This window comes from Streptomyces sp. LARHCF249 (assembly GCF_052871255.1).
On record NZ_JBIXJQ010000008.1, the window covers coordinates 151,765 to 168,492 of the forward strand.

A 16,728-nucleotide genomic window follows, 5' to 3' on the forward strand; every position below is an offset into this window, starting at 1 on the left:
CCCGCTCCAACCACCACGACTACCCCTCGTTTCCGTACCCGTCGGCCTGATTTTGCGTGGTCACCGCCGCGCATGGCGAGGACCTGTCTCCCTTGAGGCCGAATATCGGCCACCCGGTCCAGCTACGCCACGGGACGCCCTTCCACCGGCCACACCAGGACCTCGTGGCCGTCCGGGTCGATCACCCGCAGGGAACCGGGGATGTCGCGGGGGCCTCGCGGGGTAACCGGAACGTTGTACTTCTCGACCATGGCGGTGATGCGTGCCGCGTCAGAGGTCTGCACGGTGAACTGCAACGGTCCTGCCGTGGGAGTGTCCAGGGGGCCCGACATCTCCAACAGGGCCAGCCAGGGGGTCACATAGAGCACCGGCCCCCTGTCTTGCACCGCAAGCCCGAGCACCTCGCCGTAGAACTTCCGCGTCTCCGCAAGGTTGCGTACATGGATGGCCATACGGGTCACCGTCGCGGCAGGTGTGCCGGGCGGATCCTGCCGTACGGGGGCCAACGGCTCTCCTCGCTTCACCGCCCGGTCCACGTACAGCGACTGGCCGTCGTCCAGGGTCAGTGCGAAGCGCGTGACGTCCTGGCTCTTGCTGTCCAGGCTGTAGTGCCGCACCTGCGTCACAGCGCGGCCGTCAACGAACCGCTCCGTGCTCCCGTTCTCCGCAAGGGAGCTGAGCCACTGGGCCTGTTGCACCTCCGGGCGCTCCTTCTCGGTCACATCCGCGGCAGGGAGCGGTTCGATCAACGCGGCGGCCGTGCGCGAGAGGCAGGCGTCGTCCTGCACCTCGCGCATGAGCGGCGCAATCCAGTCCGTGCCATGCAGGGCGCCGAGCAGCGCGGCGGTCATCGAGGCGAGCGTGTCGGTGTCGGCATGGTCCAGGAATGCAGCCCTGAGCAGCCCCATGGTCGGGCGTACGGAGGAACGCGCCGCCAGGTAGCAGGCGGCGACCGCCGAGACGGTTCCCGCGCCGTTGCGCTTCTTGTCGAAGCAGCCGAGTGCCGCGAGGGTCTGCGCGTCGTCGGCAAGGGCAGCCCGCTCCAGGGATGCCCGCGCCGTGGCGAGCAGCTCGTCCATCTCCCGAGCGGTGTCGGTCCACGCAGTGTCAAACGCATCACCGGTGGCCTCCGCGAAGGCGGCTGACCAGCCCTCGGGAAGGGCGGCGCGCGCGAGAACGGGGTCGCGCCACTGTGGCATGTCGGCGACGGCGAGCACGACGTCCCCGTATTCGCCGGCGCCCTGCTGCCGGAGCGTATGCCGGACGGCCAAGGCGTAGACCACCGCGCCGAGCAGCGCGCGCGGATGTCCGTGGGTCAGCACCCCGTCGGCGACCACACGCGACATCAGCCGCTCGGGGGAGGCGTCGGCCAGTGTGTGGATGGCGTGGGGCGCGATCCTCATGGCCACGCCATTGGCACCGGCGTTGAAGTAGGCGCCGACTTTCGTGCGCTGGCCTTGCCAAGGAGGGGTGCCGGCCTGCCAGCTGCGGCACGCGCTGAGCACTGCCCGCCCGCCACCGCGCTGGTAGAGCGGCCATGCCGGGAGCTCGACCCTGGTGAGCCGGCTCAGCCAGTCGTCTCCGTGCACGCAGGCGCGAGCCGTGGCGAGCAGCAGCTGGGTGTCGTCGCTGTACTCGCCCGCACCAACCGGGTCCCGGTAGCGGGCGTACTGGCCGCCGGCCCAGCGCAGCCACGGGCGGAAGGCGAGAGCGGGGGCCGTGGTGCGTGAGGCCTGGCCTCCGACGATGCCGCTGCGCTGCTCCTGTGGCCAGCCCAGGGCGTCACCGACGGCCGCCCCGAACAGCAGGCCGCGGGTCCGGTCCAACAGGTCTGCCGGCTTCTGTCCGGTCACCGGTTCTCCCCATCACTCTGCGGTGGCACCCAAACGGACTCGGTGAGGGGAGGCCCGTAGCGCACGCGGCTGCTCAGTCGATTCCTATCAAACAGCACCGGCTCCACGAGCCAGGGCAAAGGCGGTACTTCTGCTTTGAGGACGCGAAGCCGTGCCAGCTCGTTGTTCACCGCCTCATGGCTGGGCATCGCGACGGCCAGCACGTGCTTCAACTCGATGGGGCCGGGTACGAGGACCTCCGCCTGCAAGTTGGTGGCGGCCCCCTGGAGATGGCCCGCTCCGCGAGGCCAGTTGTCGCTCGTCGCGGCGAAGAGTTCCAGCAGCGCCTCCGGGCCCGGGCGCAGCCGCGCGCCGTTCTGCTTCGCCGCGTTGCAGGGCGCGAAGAGCGTGCCTTCGCGCAGAGCAAGTTCCACGTCTAGGAACAGGCAGATCCAGTCCGGGTAGCTCTGGTGGTCGGGCTTCTTCCGGGCCTCCGCCAGGTAGTAGCCGTTGGGGAACTGGAAGGTGCAGCAGACCTTGTCGGGCTGGCGGTCGAACCGGTCGCGATCGGTGGGGGTGAACTGCTCGGGAGCCACCTCCGCGAGGTCCTTGCTGCTGCGGATCGCCCCGTCGCGCAGGATGTGCGGGAAGCTGCGGGCAGGGGTGAAATGGGCGAGCCTCGTGGCCTTGCTCCTCCTTAGGGCCTCGGCCAGGGTGAGGCCGTCGGTGCGGGTCACGGCTGCACCTCCGCGCACAGGCCGGCGCCCTCGGGCAGCAGGTGGGTCTTCGTCCCGCTGTAGGTGATGACCAGGTCCGACTTGGCGCGGGTGATGCCGACGTAGAGCAGTTTCGACTCCCGCTCGTCCGCGTCGTCCACACCCAAGGCCTTCACCACCTCCGGGAGGGGCACGGTGTCCTCGGAGCAGAAGGGCATCAGCACGGTGTCGAACTCGAGCCCCTTCGCGGAGTGATAGGTGGTGCAATACACGCCCGGCGCGTCATTCCAGACGAACCGCGCGTCCTTCTTGATCCGTTGGACCGTCATGCCCGCGCAGGCCTCATGCGCATCGGCCCAGGTACGGCCGATCACGGCCACCGTCCCCACCTGGCCCCGCTGCCTGGCGATCGACTGGATCACCGCTACCTCCTGCGAGCGGTCGGCGCACGCGACCAGCGTGGGCAGTGAACCCTTGGAGCGTGGGGCGACCGGGGGCACGAGCTCGTCGGTCCTGCCGAAGAAGGGCATCTCGCTGAGGGCGATGGCGAACTCGGCGATCGCGGTCGAATTGCGATAGTTGTCCTTGAACATCTCGACCCGGGCCACCTTCAGGCCGCACGCCCGCCACGACATCCCCTGCCCGTAGATCTGCTGAGCGTAGTCGCCGAAGAAGGTCACGGAGCCCTTGGGGTCAACGACCTCCGCGAGCGAGCGGATCTCCTCCGGTGAGAGGTCCTGGCCTTCGTCGATGATCACGTGCCGGTACATGCGCGGGCCGTCGTCGGCGGTCTGGTGATCGCGGACGGAGGCGGCCAGGTCGTGCCAGTCGTACGAATGGCCCGCCGCAGCCCGCCGCAGCCGGTACTCTTCGGCGATCTCCCAGACGACCTTGCGCAGCGATACGCTGAGCGCAGTTCGGCGCCCCAGGCGGTCAACGGCCTCGTATGCCCCCCAAGTCCGCAGGCCCATCCCGGAGATCCAGATGATCTCGTCCTCGAACCATCCGGGATCCCTCTCGAAGAACTTGTGCGCTTTGTACTTCGAGGCCACTGTCTGGAGCGCGGACTGGATCAGCTCGCGGCGCTTGGCGGACTGAACTATCGCCTGTCCCTTCATCGCCCCGTGGTGGTTCAGGAAGCCGCGGGCGAACAGGGCATAGGTGCGGATGTCGAGCCGGTCGGTTTCGGCGGCGAGGTGTTTGAGGTAGGCGACGAGCGCGTTGTTGTAGGTCACGAGCAGAGTCCTGCCGGATCCTGCCACGCCTGGGTCCGATAGATACAGCGCCCGCAGCATCGCCATCACGGTCTTGCCGGTTCCCGCCGTACCGAGAACCACGTGATGGCCGGCCGCTGGCAAGTACGCCACGTCCGACTGCCGTCCCACCGGCTCCGGAAGCCCCATCCCCCACCCCTTCAGCTCTGAGGCACCGTCAGTGCCTCTGTGAAGGATGCCTGTTCTGCCCGGATGATCCAGATGATTTCACGCCAAGGACCCCGCCCGGGGGGTGGGCGCAGTCCGGATTCGGCACCCTCGATGTCCTTGCCGCCGCCACGCTGTCCGCGAGGTGGAGGAAGGCGGTGCACCGTTCAGCCGGCCGGACACTGGCGTCGCCTTGAGCAGCCCGGCGCCGCGGGCCTTGCAACGTCGGGACGGAGCCCGCCGAGCCGTCCGCGACCGCCGCCGGCAGCCGGTCGAGGACATCCGCCACCGCCGCTTCAGGTCGGTGGCCTGCGCCTCGTGGCGCGCCTGCGCACCGTCAGTCCGCCGGCGGATGCGCTCCGGCCGCATGCCGACTGGCCGACTCCGCGGGCGCCTGCGCGAGTGGCCGAGAGCGTCGCGGCAGGGTCACGTCAGATGTAGCCCTCGCGCAGTGCGTACGCGACGGCGTGCGCGCGGTTGCGCAGGTGCAGGCGGCTGGTCATGCCGTGCAGGACGTTCTTCACGGTGCGCTGGGAGTAGGCGAGCTGCGAGGCGATCTCGGCCGTGTCACAGCCCTCCGCCAGAAGACGCAGTACGTCGGCCTCGCGCGGGGAGACGCCCGGCGGGGTGAAGCCGGGCAGTCCCTGGATGCTGCGTTGAAGCCGCCCCATCTGGCTGATCAGCTTGGCGAGCAGATCGGCGGGCAGATCCCCGTCGCCGCGAGCCGCGGCGAGTACGACCTCGGAGAGGCGGGTGGCGGTGGCCTCGCGGCGCCAGAGGATCGCGGCGACACCGCATTCGACGGTGCTGAGCAGCTCCGCCTCCCGCATCCGCTCCACCACGAGCACGATGCGCGCACCCGCGGTGCGGCTGAGCCGGCGCAGGGCTGCGAGGACCTGCGGGTCGACGGTCTCCGCGATCAGTACCGTGACGGTGCCGGAGGCGTCCGCACTCAGCCCGTCGACGAGCTCCAGGCCGCGGTGGTGGCCCAGTTGGCTGACCGCCCCCGCCCGCGTGATCGGGTCGGCCGCGTGCACGTGCACCCGGACCCTCGTGTCGCCCGAAACAGTCATCGGTGTTCTTCCCCTCCGGTCGCCGACGGCACGGACCGTCGGCCTTCCTCTGGTGCCCTCATGGTGCGAGAGCCGGGACCGGAGAGGCCATCGTGGAGCACCACGAGATCAGCAGGAAAGGCTGCGATGCAGATCACAGGGGGTATTCCGGTCAGGTCCGGAGGAACGGCGCGGTGGATCCCGGCCGAGGTGTGACAGTGGATCAGTGCACATGACAACCACACCACGGCTGGTCGATCGTGAGGCGCCGCTGTCCCAGGCAGCAGCTCTGCTGCAGGGGGCATCGCAGGGCTCGGGCGGCGTGCTGGTGTTCACCGGCGGTCCCGGCAGCGGACGTACGTCCCTGCTCGGCGCCGTCGCCGGCCTGGCGGCACGGCAGGGTGTGGCGGTCCTCAGGGCGCGCTGCGCCGCGGACGAGACGCACCGCGCGTACGCGGCGGCGCGACAGCTCTTCTGGACGACTCCGGACGGCGGGAGCAGCCGCCACCCGTGGGAATCGGACCCGGCGGACGTGGAGTCCGAGCTGTGGCGGCAGTTGAGCGGGCACGCGGCCGAGGGGCCGCTGCTGCTGGTCGTCGACGATGTGCAGAGCGCCGACGACGCGTCCCGGCGCTGGCTGCTTCAACTCGCCCGCCGTGCGGACCGGCTGCCCCTGCTGCTCATGGTCAGCGAGTACCGGCCGTACGGGTCCGTGGCGCCCGCCGGGCGTTTCGGCTGGACGCTCTCCCCGGCGCTGGGGCGCACGGTCCGGCTGGCACCGCTGACCCCTGCGGCCGTCGAGCAGCTGCTGGGGGAACAGCTGGCCCCGCTGTCGCCGCCGCGCGCGCTCGTCGACGTCTGCCTGCAGGCGACGGGCGGTGTTCCGGCCCTGCTGGCCGCACTCGTCACGGACCTGGCCGGGGCGGGCGCCGACGCGATCGAACCGACCGCGGACTGGACGACGCTGCCCGCCGAGGCGTACGTCGAGTCGGTGGACCACTGGCTTCACGGCATGGGGGAGGAGTTCGTCGGCGCGGCCCGCGTGCTGGCCGAGCTGGACGGCGCGCCCGCCGGGCCCACCGGCGCCGACCCGGTCGGCCTGCTCGGCACGCTCTGCGGCCTGCAGCCGGAGCACGCGGCGGGCTGGCTGCGCGAGCTGGCCGGACTCGGTGTGCTGCGCCCGTCCGCGCCGCAGACCTGGCCCGGCTTCGCCCACCCGCTGCTGCGTCGGGCGGTGCGGGCGGTGCGCTCCCCGCTCGGCGCGGCCGAGGTGCACCGGGCCGCCGCCGACGCGCTGCACCGCCGTGGGGCACCGGACGACGCGGTGGCCGGACACCTGGTGGCGGCCGGCGGGCAGGCAGGGCCCGGCTGGGCGGCCGAGACGCTGCTGAGCGCGGCCCGTACCGCGCAGCGCGAGCGGCGACCCGAGCAGGCTGTCGCCTTCCTGCGGCGGGCACTCGCCGAGCCCCTGCCCGCCGGGCGCCGCGGCGCCGCGCTGACCGAACTCGGCGGGCTGGAACTGATGCTGGGACCTGCCGAGCGGGCCGCGGGCGTACGGCATCTCGCCGAGTCGGTGCGCCTCCACCAGTGCGACACGGGCGTCTTCAAGGCGGCGAACGCGCTCGGCGCGGCACTCGCCGCCCGGGGCCAGACCCGGACCGCACTGGAGGTGATGGACGAACTCGCGGACCGGTTCGTCGACCGCCCCGAACTGGCCGCAGCGGTGCAGGGCGCGGCGGCGCTGATCGCCTCGCACGACGGCCGCAGCTGGCTGGAGGTCGTGGACGGGCTGCGCCGGCTGGTCGCCCGTTCCACGGGGCGGCGGCCGGCACCCGTCGTCCGCGCCCTCTTCGCCGAGTTCGACTCCACCAGCGGTCGGCTGTCCGCCGCCGAGGCGGCCGCGGTCGCCCGCGAGGTGGCGGCCGAGCCGGTGGACCGGTTCTCCCGGACGTACGTACTGGCCTCCGCCGCCACGCTCGCACAGTGGGCGGACGAACTCGCCCTCGCCGACCGGCTCGTGGACGAGGGAACGACCGGGCACGACGGCCCGCTGGTCGACCCGGGGTACCAGAGCCTGCTGAGCGTGCACGCCGAGAGCCTGGTGATGCGCGCACGCTACCGGGAGCTGTTGGAGGGCGTCGGTCCGAGCGGTCGGCCGCTTCCCATCGGCCCTGGCAATGTGCACCTGGTCGCGATGGCCGTGATCGCGCTCACCGAGCAGGGGCGGCTCGACGAGGCCCGACGGCTCGCCCGGTCGGTGGATGCGCCGGAGACGGCGGGCACGCCAGGCCCGGACGACTCGCACGACTCCTGGGAGTGGAGCGAACTCTTCTACGCCCGAGGCTTGTTGAGGCTCGCCGCGGGCGACCCGCAGTCCGCGCTCGACGACCTGCTGACCTGCGGGCGCAGGCAGAGCGAGCGTCAGGTGGTCAGCCCGATCGTCACCCCCTGGCGCTCCGCGGCCGCCGACTGCCACCTGATGCTCGGCCGGGCGGGCGCGGGCGCCGACCTCGCGGCCGAGGAGCTGGAGGCCGCCCGGCGCTGGGGTACGCCCCGCACCGTCGGACGGGCCCTGCGCGCGTTCGGCGCCGCCACGGGCGGCCGGGCCGGTCTCGAGGCCACCGGAGAGGCCGTCGACCTGCTGCGCACCGCGGACATCACCCCCGAACTCGTCCCGGCCTTGATCACCCACGGTCGGATGCTCACCGAGGCCGGTCGCCGGTCGGCTGCCCGCCAGGTGCTGCGGGAGGCGGCCGGGTACGCCGAAACGATCGGCGCGGCCCGCCTGCGCGGTATCGCCACCGGTCTGCTCGCCGACGCCGGGGCCCGCCTGGGCTCCGCCCCGCGGACCGGTACCCATGCCCTCACGGGCAGCGAGCGCCGGATCTGCGGGCTCGCCGCACAGGGCCACACCAACCCGGAGATCGCGGGCATGCTGCACGTGGCCGTGCGCACGGTGGAGACCCATCTGACGAACAGCTTCCGCAAGCTGGGCGTGCGCCGGCGCTCGGAGCTGTTCGGGCGGCTCGCCCCCGAGCCGGACGCCGCGCCACCGCCGTCGGCGCTGCCCGCTCGGGCAGGCAGGAGTGCCCCCTGAACTGTCCGGACGCCCGCTGACCCGCGGTCGGCCGGCGGCCTAGCCTCCGCTGGTGAGTATCTGGACATCTCTTGAGCCCTCGTCGTGCACGGTCGAGGCCGGCGCGTCCGCCACAGTCACCCTGCGGGTCCGCAACACCGGCGACATCGTCGACGAATACCGGATAGCACCGCTCGGAGAGGTAGCCCGGTGGATCACGGTCGAGCCGGCCGCCCTCACCCTGTACCCGGGCACCACGGGCACCGTGGACATCACCGTGGCGCCGCCCCGCTCCCCCGATGCGGCGGCCGGTCCGCACCCGTACGCGGTACAGGTGGCCCCGGCCGAGGACCGGGAGGCGACCACCGTCGTCGAGGGTGTCGTCGCCGTCGCCCCGTTCAGCGAGATCCACGCCACGCTCGTGCCGCCGGACTTCCGAGGCAGGCTGCGCGGCCGTACGAAGATCGCCGTCGACAACCTGGGCAACACCCCGGCCACCGTCGGGCTCTCCGCCCGGGACTCCGGCGACCAACTCGACTGCACGCTGCGTCCGTCCTCGGCCCAGATTCCGCCGGGGCGCGCGGTGTTCGGCGAAGTCCGGGTCGCATCACGGCAGTTCCGGTGGTTCGGCGGCAAGGAGGCGGTGCCGGTCACCGTGACCGTGCAGTCCCCCGGCGCGGCGCCGCTGGACCTGAACGCGGGGTACACCGGCTCCGGGCTCCTCCCCGGATGGCTGGCCGGGGTCGGCGGAGTGTGCGCCGTGCTGGCGGCGGCCGGACTCGCGCTCTGGCTCGCGGCCGCGCCCTCGGTCGCCAGCCGGGCCAAGCCCGCCGTCGTGTCGGCCGGCCCCGCTGCCGCCGAGGTGCCAGTGGCGCCGGCCCCGTCGGCGCCACCGCCTCCCGGCGGGGCGCCCGGTGACGTCCCACCGCCTCCGGTGCCGGGCGGCGCAGGAGACGGCGCGGGCGGTGCGGGCGGCTCGGGCGGCTCGGGCGGCTCCGGCGCAGGAGGCGGCGGTGGCGGTGGCGGTGGCGGTGGCGGTGGCGGTTCGACCACCCCCGGAGGGCAGCCGGCGGCCAGGCCGACATTGCCGATCAAGGCCGGTGACCGGGTGCCCAACCTCTTCGTCGCGTTCGCCCAGGAAAGGCTGCGGCGCCTGTCCAGCGGCAACTCCTGCCGGCTCACCTCACCGGTCGCCCGCGGCGTCATGGACACCGCCACCGTTGAGAAGCTCACCTGCTTCCAACAGGGCACCGACCGCCATGACCGCACCCCGGCCGGCAACCTCATCGCCTCCGACGGGGCCGGCAACCTCGGCCGCGCCACCATGACCTCCCTGTGGATGTTCGACGTCGTCGGCAACACCGGCAAGGTCGGCTCAGGACAGGACAACTGGCAGATCTACAGCACTCGTGCCGCGCTGGTCTGGGCGGACCAGGTCTCGCTCGACGGCGGCAACCTCACCAACGCCGAGACCCATGCCCGCCAGGCCCTCACCGCCTGGTCCGGTGGTTCCTTCCCGACCGCCGCCCACTCGTCCGTGGTCAACCGCCTGGGGCAGTACCAGACCGACCAGCCGGTGGCGGCCGGCAGCGCCTCCCAGGCCCTGACCGCGCTGATCTCCGGCTGGGTCAAGCAGCCGTCCACCCCCGGCTCCGTCGGGGCCGCCGCCTGGCCCAGGCCCTGACCTGTCCCGCACCCTCCCGCCGGGCACACGCGAAAGCCCCGTCACGGCCGCCCACGGGCGGCCGTGACGGGGCTTTCGCCCGTACGGGGGCGGCTGCCCGCCCGTACGGGCGGCCGCGGCCTCACCGCTCCCCGGCCGGCTCGATCAGGCACGGGACGTGCGCCGGCCGGTGCTCGTCCACCACGGACGCGACCACGCGCAGACAGCCGGCGGGGTCCTCGGGCAGACGCGGGCGGACCACCAGGGGCCCGCGGGCTGTCCCGGGCAGCGGACCGTTCGGGGTGGCGGACCAGGCCGTGCCGCCGGAGTCGCGGACCTCGGCGTCGATGCCCAGCAGGCTCAGACGGGCGGTGAGCCCGGCGAGCGTGCCGCGGCGGCGGTGCGCGGTGAGGGCCTCGCCGACCGCGGTACGGCGGCGTTCCTCGGACAGCTGCGCGGTGTCCCCGGCGAGCACCCAGCCGGCCAGCCAGTCCAGGAAGTCGACGGGTGCCAGGCGCGGATCGAAGTAGCTGTCGAGGCAGTCCAGGGTGACGTGGACGGGCGCGAGCAAGTCGTCGAAGGCAGCGGTGAAGCGGACGGCGAAGTCGGACTCCGCGTACACCTCGGGCAGCCTGCCCGCGAACGGGTGGGGACTGGCGAGTCCGGGGACGGCGGCCCGCCCGGCACGGCGCGTCACAGCTCGTCGACCTTGACCTGGTGCCGGTACGAGAACACCAGCGCATTGCGCTCGAGGTTGACCCGGTCGGCGGCGGCACCCCGTTCACCGGTGAGCGGGTTCGCGGGGAACAGTTTGACGTCGTCGACGAGTTCGACGCCGGGCAGACGCTGGAGGACCGCGTACGCTTCGCCGGCCTGCACGGGGCGCCCGAACGGCCAGCCGCGCCCGTCGGCGCCGCCGGTGAGCGGGTTCAGGTAGCTGTGGAGGGCGTCCAGGGCCCGTTCGCGGACCTGCCCGGTCGCGGTACCGCGCCGGGCCATCAGCCGGGCCACCACGGTGACACCCTGGTAGAAGGGCGGCTCGACGCTGAGACGGGCACCGATCGGACGCCGCTCGTCCAGGTGCCGGGCGATGGCGGCCAGCATGGACTGCGGCGGCACCATCTGCTCGAAGCGCAGCCGCCCGCCGGGGTCGGCGACGGCCGCCGGCACCACCAGCACCCGTACTCCGCCCTCGTCCGCGCCGTCGCCGGCCGCCAGGGCGCGGATCCGGGCGGCGGAGGGGGCGGCCTGCCGGGCGAGCAGCTCGTAGTCGGCCACGGTGACGGCCCGGTCCTGGGTACGGATGACCAGCGGGCCGCGCTCCAGGGCGGCGGCCGTGCCCTCCCCGTCGACTCCGCCGGTGGCGGCCTCCCGGTTCTCCACCCGAGTGACGTACGGGACGGAACTGCGCAGCACGGCGACCGCACCGCGGGCCACGTTGCCGCCGCGGCCACCGCCGACGCGGTAGCCGTCGAGGTGGATCCTGGCGCCCTTGGGCGGGATGGCCCCGTACCGGCGCAGGGTGCCGTCGGGCAGCCGGACGGCAGGTCCGAAGGCGATCTCGCCGCCGGTGCGGTCGACGGTGAAGCAGCGGTCCGCGTCGGTGAGGTCGGCGAAGGAGCCGGTCTCCTGCCACTCCTGCCAGCCGTCACCGGCGGAGACCCTGACGGTGAGCGGGCCGTCGCCGCCGAGCAGCGGGCGGTGTGCGGTGGTGAACCTCTGGCCGGGCGTGCCGTCCGAGTCGCCGAGGTGCTCGCCGTCCACGGCGCGGGCGTTGACGGCCGGGACGGTGCCGCCGACCGTGGCGGCCCAGGCGGCGCGGACGGTCGGCGAGGCGGCGTAGAACGGCTGGCCGGGTCTGCTGGAAACGGTGCGGCAGCGCAGCCAGCCCGCCCGCAGCCCGCCGACGGTGGCCACGGCATGGCCGGCGGGCACGTGAAGCACCACCTCGCCGGGGCGGTTGAGGCCGCCGGTGCCGTCCCGGTCGACCTCGCAGGGCAGCCAGGCATCGCCGTCGAAGGCCTCCCAAACGAGCGGCGGTTGGCGGGGGTCGACTCCGACACCCTCGACGCGGCTGTCGAGGCGCAGCAGCACGGCGCAGTGCGGTACGGCGTCGGAGAGGCCGACGAGCAGTTCGTCACCGACCTGCGGGGCCTCGGCGAAGCAGCGCACGTGCCGGCCGGTGTGCAGTTCTTCGGTGAGGTCGGTGGGGCGTGTCCCGTCCGCGGGCCGCCGCAGCAGATGGGTGAACTCGCAGGGCACGATGGCGAGTTCCTCGGTGGTGGCGAAGACGGTCCGGTCGTCGTGGCCGGTGGAGAGGGTGGCGGCTTCCGTACCGGCGCGCAGCCGCAGTGCCGCGGGCTGCGGGGCGGAGAGCCAGAAGGTGAGGTCGGCACGGGCCGCCGTGGCGGGGAAGGGGGCGACTCCCATCAGGTTGAGGAAGGCGAGGTAGTTCTTCTCCGGCACCCGGTTGAGCCGGTACAGCAGCTGGTCGGTCATATGGGCGAATGCCTCGACCAGGGTGACTCCGGGGTCGGAGACGTTGTGGTCCGACCATTCGGGGCAGCGCTGCTGGATGAAGCGCTTGGCTTCGTCCACGAGGTGCTGGAAGCGCCGGTCGTCGAGGTCGGGCGAGGGCAGTGCCATCAGTGCTCCTGGAGGTGCGCGCCACCCGCGCCGGAGGCCGGGGCGGAGTCGTGCGAGGGGATGACGTAGAACGGGAAGACGAGGCTGCGCGGGTTGTTGGTCCCGCGGACGGTGTAGCGGACCGAGATGTAGAGGACCCCGTCGTCCGCGCCGTCCAGCGAGACGTCGACCGCGTCGACGGCGATCCGCGGCTCCCAGCGGTCCAGGGCGCGCCGTACCGCGTGGGAGATCCGGCCGGCGGTGTCGGAGTCGCCCGGTGCGAAGGCGTACTGGTGGATGCCGCAGCCGAATTCGGGCCGCATCGGGCGCTCACCCGGAGCGGTACCGAGGACGAGGTGGATGGACTCGCTGATCTCGCGGTCCTGGTCGACCAGGGCGATGGCGCCGGTGGCGTCGGTCCGCAGCGGGAACGCCCATCCGGCGCCGACGAACTGCTCGGGCATCGTCAGCGCCCGCCGATCAGGACGTTCGGGGCCCCGGAGCTGATCGAGGCCTGGCAGGTCAGCCGATCGCCCTTGCGGGCCGCCGGAAAGCCGCCGACCAGCACGCCGCCGCCGGTCGCGGCGGGCTGGGGGAGCACCAGGTTCGTCATCAGGAGGGTGAGCGGCATGTGCAGCGAGCAGGCGTGCAGGCTGCCGACGACGGCGGCGGGCTGCCCGCCGATCCGCACCGAGGGGACCCCCAGCAGCGGGCCGGGCGCGGCCGGCAGCGGAGGCAGCAGGCCGCTCGAGGGCGGTCCGACCGTGCCGGTGGGCAGGCCCGGAAGGACGGGGGTGTACGTGTGGCTGGTGGTGTCGCCCAGCCTGGCCGCCTGCGGCATCGGTGCTCTCCTCCTGGGGGGTCGGCGGGTCAGTTGAGGTGGATAGTGGCTGCTTTGACGGTGACGTCGGTGGTGCCGCTGATGTCCACGCTGCGTCCGGTGAGCCGCAGTTCACCGCTGCCGGCGTCCAGGGTGATGCCCCTGCCGCGGACGGCGATCTCCTGGTCGGCGGTGATGTTCACCGTGCCGTCGCTGTGCACCGTGATCTCGGTGCGCTGCCGGTCCAGGTGGACGGTCAGCCGGTCGTCCCCGGTGCGCAGCCGGACGCCCTGCTCGGCGAAGGCGCTGTCCAGGAGCTCCATCCGGTCGCCCGAACGCGACGCGACCGAGCGCCGGTTGACGCGGCCGTAGCCGTCGGTGAGCGGCAGGCCGTCCGCCGAGGGCCGGTCCTTGCCGTTGTACAGGCCGCCGATCACGTACGGCCGTTCCAGCAGGCCCTGCTCGAAGGCGACCAGGACCTCGTCGCCGATCTCCGGGCAGAGCAGGCCGCCACCGCGCACTCCGCCGAACTGCACGGTGCGCACCCAGTCGCTGACGTACGCCTCGGCGCCGCCCTCCTCATCGGCGAGCCACGGAAAGACGAGCTTCACCCAGCCCTGCTCGTCCTGGCCGCGATAGCCGTCCAGCGGTACGTCGCCCGGCTTCATCACATCCACGACCACGGCGCTCGCCACCGACGGGATGCGGGGCGAGCGGGCGGCGGCCGAGGCGCCGGCGGTCAGCCCGTACCAACCGCGGTCCTGCCGTCCGCTCACGGTGAGCCGGGTCTCGTACCCGTAGCCCGGTACATCCACGTGAACGGCCCCGGTCACCGTGTACTGGCCGTCGAACGGGGCTCCGGCCGCGGTGACCGCCACCGGCACGCCCACCCGGAGGTGCGGATTGCCGCGCGCGGTGATCTCCAGCTCGCCGAGTGCGGCGGCGCAGTCGCCCGCGATCGCCGCGGAGACTGCGGTGGCCTCGGCCGCGTTGCGGTACGGGACGTCCGCGACCAGCATCCGGGCGGGCGGGAACGCCCGTACCGCCTGCTGCGGCGTCAGGCCGATCCGCAGCTCAGGGACGGCGGTCACCGGGGTGGGGGCTACCACGGCCCGCTTGGCGGCGACGTCCCAGCCGCGAACCTCGACGTCCGAGACCTGGTTCACCGAGGAGACGGCCGCCCGCACCGCGTACACGTTCTGGTCCAGCTCCAGCACGTACGGGCTCTGTTCGGGCCGGGCGGAGAGCGAGGGCGCACCCGCCGCCGGGACGGCGTCGCGGAAGTGCAGCAGGCCCTCGGCCATCACCAGCTCGCGGCCGTTCTCCAGAGCCAGCGTGCGCATGAACTCCCAGTCGGAGACGTTGGGCTGGGTCAGGTACTCGTATGCGGTGGACGTGGCGTCGACCGTGCCGAGCGCGACCCCGGCGGCCGCGGCGAGCTGCGTCACCACCTCGGAGGCGGTGCAGTTGCGGTAGCCGGCGATCCGGCGGCCGCGCTGGAGCCGGTGCGAGCGGTCCAGCGCCCGTACGGTGGTGGAGCTGCCGGAGCCGTCGAACTCCGACTCCAGAGCCACCACCTCACCCGTGAACAGCGCGACGGCCGCCGTCTCGTCACCCGGCCGCACCTGCACCGTGAACGGCGTGCCGATGACGATCCCGCACCGAGCCAGCAGCTCCCGTTCCGGGTCGGAGAACCGTACCGAGGCCATGGCCGGCAGACCGCCCGACTCCCGTACCTGCACTTCCAGTGCGGCCGTCGCCCAGGCCTCCGGCAACGGGCCGGGACAGCCGACGACGAAAGTGTTGGTGTTCGCGCCCAGGGACATCGCCCGCTACCCCGCCCTCAACTCGTTGGCCGCCGGCACCAGCAGCTCCACTCCCGGACGCAGCCGCATCGGGTCGTCGATCCCGTTCGCCTCCGCGATCAGCCGCCAGGCGGTCGCGTCCCCGTACTCGCGGAACGCCAGCATCTCCAGGCTGTCGCCGCTCACCAGCCGGTGCACCCGGCGGGCGTTCAGCGCGCCCGAGGTCGGGTTCTGGCCCGGTACCGGATCGCCCGACTCGATCAGCTGCACCTGGCAGGTGGCACGCAGCGGCCTGCCGTTCGGATCGAACAGCGAGTACGTGACGCTGACGTTCGACAGGTAGGCGAAGAACTTCACGCTCTCGAACGAGCCCCAGGCGAACATGACGCGCGGCGCACAGGGCGCCTGCGCGGCGATGCTCGCCGCCGTGGGAGTGCACCAGCCGAGCAGGGTCTCCGCGGAACGCGCCACCGAATCGTCCCGGGTGTCGGTCGCGTCCAGGAACAGCTCCACGGAGAGCTGCCGGGGCTCGGCCCCTCCGAACTCGGGGACGCCCGTCGGCCGGCCGGCACGGACCACGTTCTTGGTCCACTGGGCGCCCTTGCTGAGCTGCAGAGTATGCGGGTTGAAGCGGAACCGCAGCTCCGGCCCGATCCGGCCGCCCGGCTGAGCGCCCGCGTGCGCGGGCGGCTCGAAGGCCGACAGGCTCGCCTTGGTCGGGGTACTGGGCACCTCGCTCTCCTTTCCTTCGCGCGTCGTGGGTCGTGCTCTGGTCGTGGTCTCGCCGTGGTGGGGGCGCGGCCTAGAGGAATCCGTGGTGGGCGAGCTCGATGCTCTCGGTCGCCACCTCCGAGCGCGCCGGATCGAACGACGGCCCCGTCCAGCGCACCACCAGCACATCGCGCAGCGCCCATGTCGCCAGCACCGGGCCGGAGTCCAGCGCGGGCGTCAGCGCGGTGATCTGCGCCGTGCCGCGGGTCACCTGCGTCGGCAGCTGCGCCAGCAGGCGGGCCACCTTCGCGGTGTCGGGGCCGAGGCCGCGGCTCAACGTCACGTTCGGGTAGGAGATCCTGGTCGGCAGCTGCCATACGAAGCCGTTGTTGCCGCCCTCGCGGCGCTGCTCCACCTCCACTTCGGCGCCCAGCCCGCTGCACGTGCTGAAGTCACCCAGGTCGAACCCGCTGACCTGCAACCGGAAATGGACCGTCGTACCGGGGTACGGCACGCTCACCTGACACCTCTTCCTGTTCTGTCCCCTCGCCGGCTCACCGGCCGCCGTCCAGCAAGCGACCGGCCCGCTCCCGGCCCGTGCGCAGCTCCGCCCGCAGCATCCGCCCGATCGGCTCGGCCAGCCGCCGGGCCAGGTCGTCCAGATGCCTGCGCTCCAAGGAGTCGAGCAACGCGTCCGGGAGTGCGGCGGGAGGCCGGGCGGGATCGTGCGTCGCCGCTGCCGGTCCGACGGCTCCCGTCGGCATGGCCGATGGTGTGCCCGAGAGCTCGACGGTCGTCGCGGCCGCCTTCCGCTGCACTGCCGCCTGCGGTTCCGGCGCCTGCGCCCGTACGTTCATGGCAGCCGGGGCAGCCGGGGCAGCCGGGGCAGCCGTGGCGGCCGCGGACCGCTGCACCGCCGGGACGACGGGCAAGCCGCCCGCGGCCGTCCGTCGGGCCACGGTCTCCACGGGCCGTACCACCGGCGCGGGCGGCGGGGCGGACACGGC

The 16,728-nt window shown here is 73.1% G+C and carries 14 protein-coding genes; 2 read left to right on the plus strand and 12 right to left on the minus strand.

What is annotated here, in order from left to right; all coding sequences use genetic code 11:
- Positions 1 to 122: 122 nt before the first annotated feature.
- The 4 genes from ACIPUC_RS24050 to ACIPUC_RS24065 all read right to left on the minus strand — a co-directional run bounded on the left by ACIPUC_RS24050 (position 123) and on the right by ACIPUC_RS24065 (position 5,042).
- Entirely contained in the window at positions 123 to 1,853 is a 1,731-nt protein-coding gene (locus tag ACIPUC_RS24050) for an ADP-ribosylglycohydrolase family protein (protein ID WP_446592034.1), read from the minus strand.
- Positions 1,850 to 2,569 carry a DarT ssDNA thymidine ADP-ribosyltransferase family protein gene (locus ACIPUC_RS24055; RefSeq protein WP_446592036.1) on the minus strand — a complete coding sequence of 240 codons (720 nt, stop codon included), beginning with the start codon at positions 2,567 to 2,569 and terminating at the stop codon, positions 1,850 to 1,852. Before ACIPUC_RS24055 ends, ACIPUC_RS24050 begins: the two co-directional genes overlap by 4 nt.
- The gene (locus ACIPUC_RS24060; RefSeq protein ID WP_446592037.1) at positions 2,566 to 3,951 is read right to left on the minus strand and encodes a 3'-5' exonuclease; all 1,386 of its coding nucleotides are present in this window, start codon (positions 3,949 to 3,951) and stop codon (positions 2,566 to 2,568) included. The genes ACIPUC_RS24055 and ACIPUC_RS24060 overlap by 4 nt, the downstream gene beginning before the upstream one ends.
- Before the next feature lie 449 nt (positions 3,952 to 4,400).
- Positions 4,401 to 5,042 carry a response regulator transcription factor gene (locus tag ACIPUC_RS24065; protein ID WP_446592038.1) on the minus strand — a complete coding sequence of 214 codons (642 nt, stop codon included), beginning with the start codon at positions 5,040 to 5,042 and terminating at the stop codon, positions 4,401 to 4,403.
- A 211-nt stretch (positions 5,043 to 5,253) separates the two neighbouring features.
- Between ACIPUC_RS24065 and ACIPUC_RS24070 the strand changes: the two genes are divergently transcribed.
- Both ACIPUC_RS24070 and ACIPUC_RS24075 read left to right on the plus strand, forming a co-directional pair.
- Complete coding sequence (locus ACIPUC_RS24070; protein ID WP_446592039.1) at positions 5,254 to 8,118, plus strand: AAA family ATPase; 2,865 nt, start codon at positions 5,254 to 5,256, stop codon at positions 8,116 to 8,118.
- A gap of 52 nt (positions 8,119 to 8,170) precedes the next feature.
- On the plus strand, positions 8,171 to 9,781 hold the full coding sequence (locus tag ACIPUC_RS24075; RefSeq protein WP_446592040.1) for a COG1470 family protein: 1,611 nt from the start codon (positions 8,171 to 8,173) through the stop codon (positions 9,779 to 9,781).
- 121 nt (positions 9,782 to 9,902) lie between these two features.
- On the opposite strand, the gene ACIPUC_RS24080 is transcribed toward ACIPUC_RS24075, so the two are convergent.
- The 8 genes from ACIPUC_RS24080 to ACIPUC_RS24115 all read right to left on the minus strand — a co-directional run bounded on the left by ACIPUC_RS24080 (position 9,903) and on the right by ACIPUC_RS24115 (position 16,680).
- Positions 9,903 to 10,457, minus strand: a complete 555-nt coding sequence (locus tag ACIPUC_RS24080) for a phage tail protein (protein WP_446592042.1) — start codon at positions 10,455 to 10,457, stop codon at positions 9,903 to 9,905.
- Positions 10,454 to 12,406: a putative baseplate assembly protein gene (locus tag ACIPUC_RS24085; RefSeq protein ID WP_446592044.1), complete on the minus strand. Its 1,953-nt coding sequence runs from the start codon at positions 12,404 to 12,406 to the stop codon at positions 10,454 to 10,456. Before ACIPUC_RS24085 ends, ACIPUC_RS24080 begins: the two co-directional genes overlap by 4 nt.
- A complete protein-coding gene (locus ACIPUC_RS24090; protein ID WP_446592045.1) occupies positions 12,406 to 12,849 on the minus strand; it encodes a GPW/gp25 family protein in 444 nt (147 codons plus the stop codon). The genes ACIPUC_RS24085 and ACIPUC_RS24090 overlap by 1 nt, the downstream gene beginning before the upstream one ends.
- A gap of 2 nt (positions 12,850 to 12,851) precedes the next feature.
- Complete coding sequence (locus ACIPUC_RS24095) at positions 12,852 to 13,226, minus strand: PAAR domain-containing protein (RefSeq protein WP_446592046.1); 375 nt, start codon at positions 13,224 to 13,226, stop codon at positions 12,852 to 12,854.
- Positions 13,227 to 13,255: 29 nt separating this feature from the next.
- A complete protein-coding gene (locus ACIPUC_RS24100) occupies positions 13,256 to 15,031 on the minus strand; it encodes a VgrG-related protein (RefSeq protein WP_446592048.1) in 1,776 nt (591 codons plus the stop codon).
- A gap of 6 nt (positions 15,032 to 15,037) precedes the next feature.
- Positions 15,038 to 15,742: a CIS tube protein gene (locus ACIPUC_RS24105; protein ID WP_446592050.1), complete on the minus strand. Its 705-nt coding sequence runs from the start codon at positions 15,740 to 15,742 to the stop codon at positions 15,038 to 15,040.
- 70 nt (positions 15,743 to 15,812) lie between these two features.
- Positions 15,813 to 16,241: a phage tail protein gene (locus tag ACIPUC_RS24110; RefSeq protein ID WP_446592051.1), complete on the minus strand. Its 429-nt coding sequence runs from the start codon at positions 16,239 to 16,241 to the stop codon at positions 15,813 to 15,815.
- Positions 16,242 to 16,275: 34 nt separating this feature from the next.
- Positions 16,276 to 16,680, minus strand: a complete 405-nt coding sequence (locus ACIPUC_RS24115) for a hypothetical protein (protein WP_446592052.1) — start codon at positions 16,678 to 16,680, stop codon at positions 16,276 to 16,278.
- Between the last annotated feature and the right edge of the window lie 48 nt (positions 16,681 to 16,728).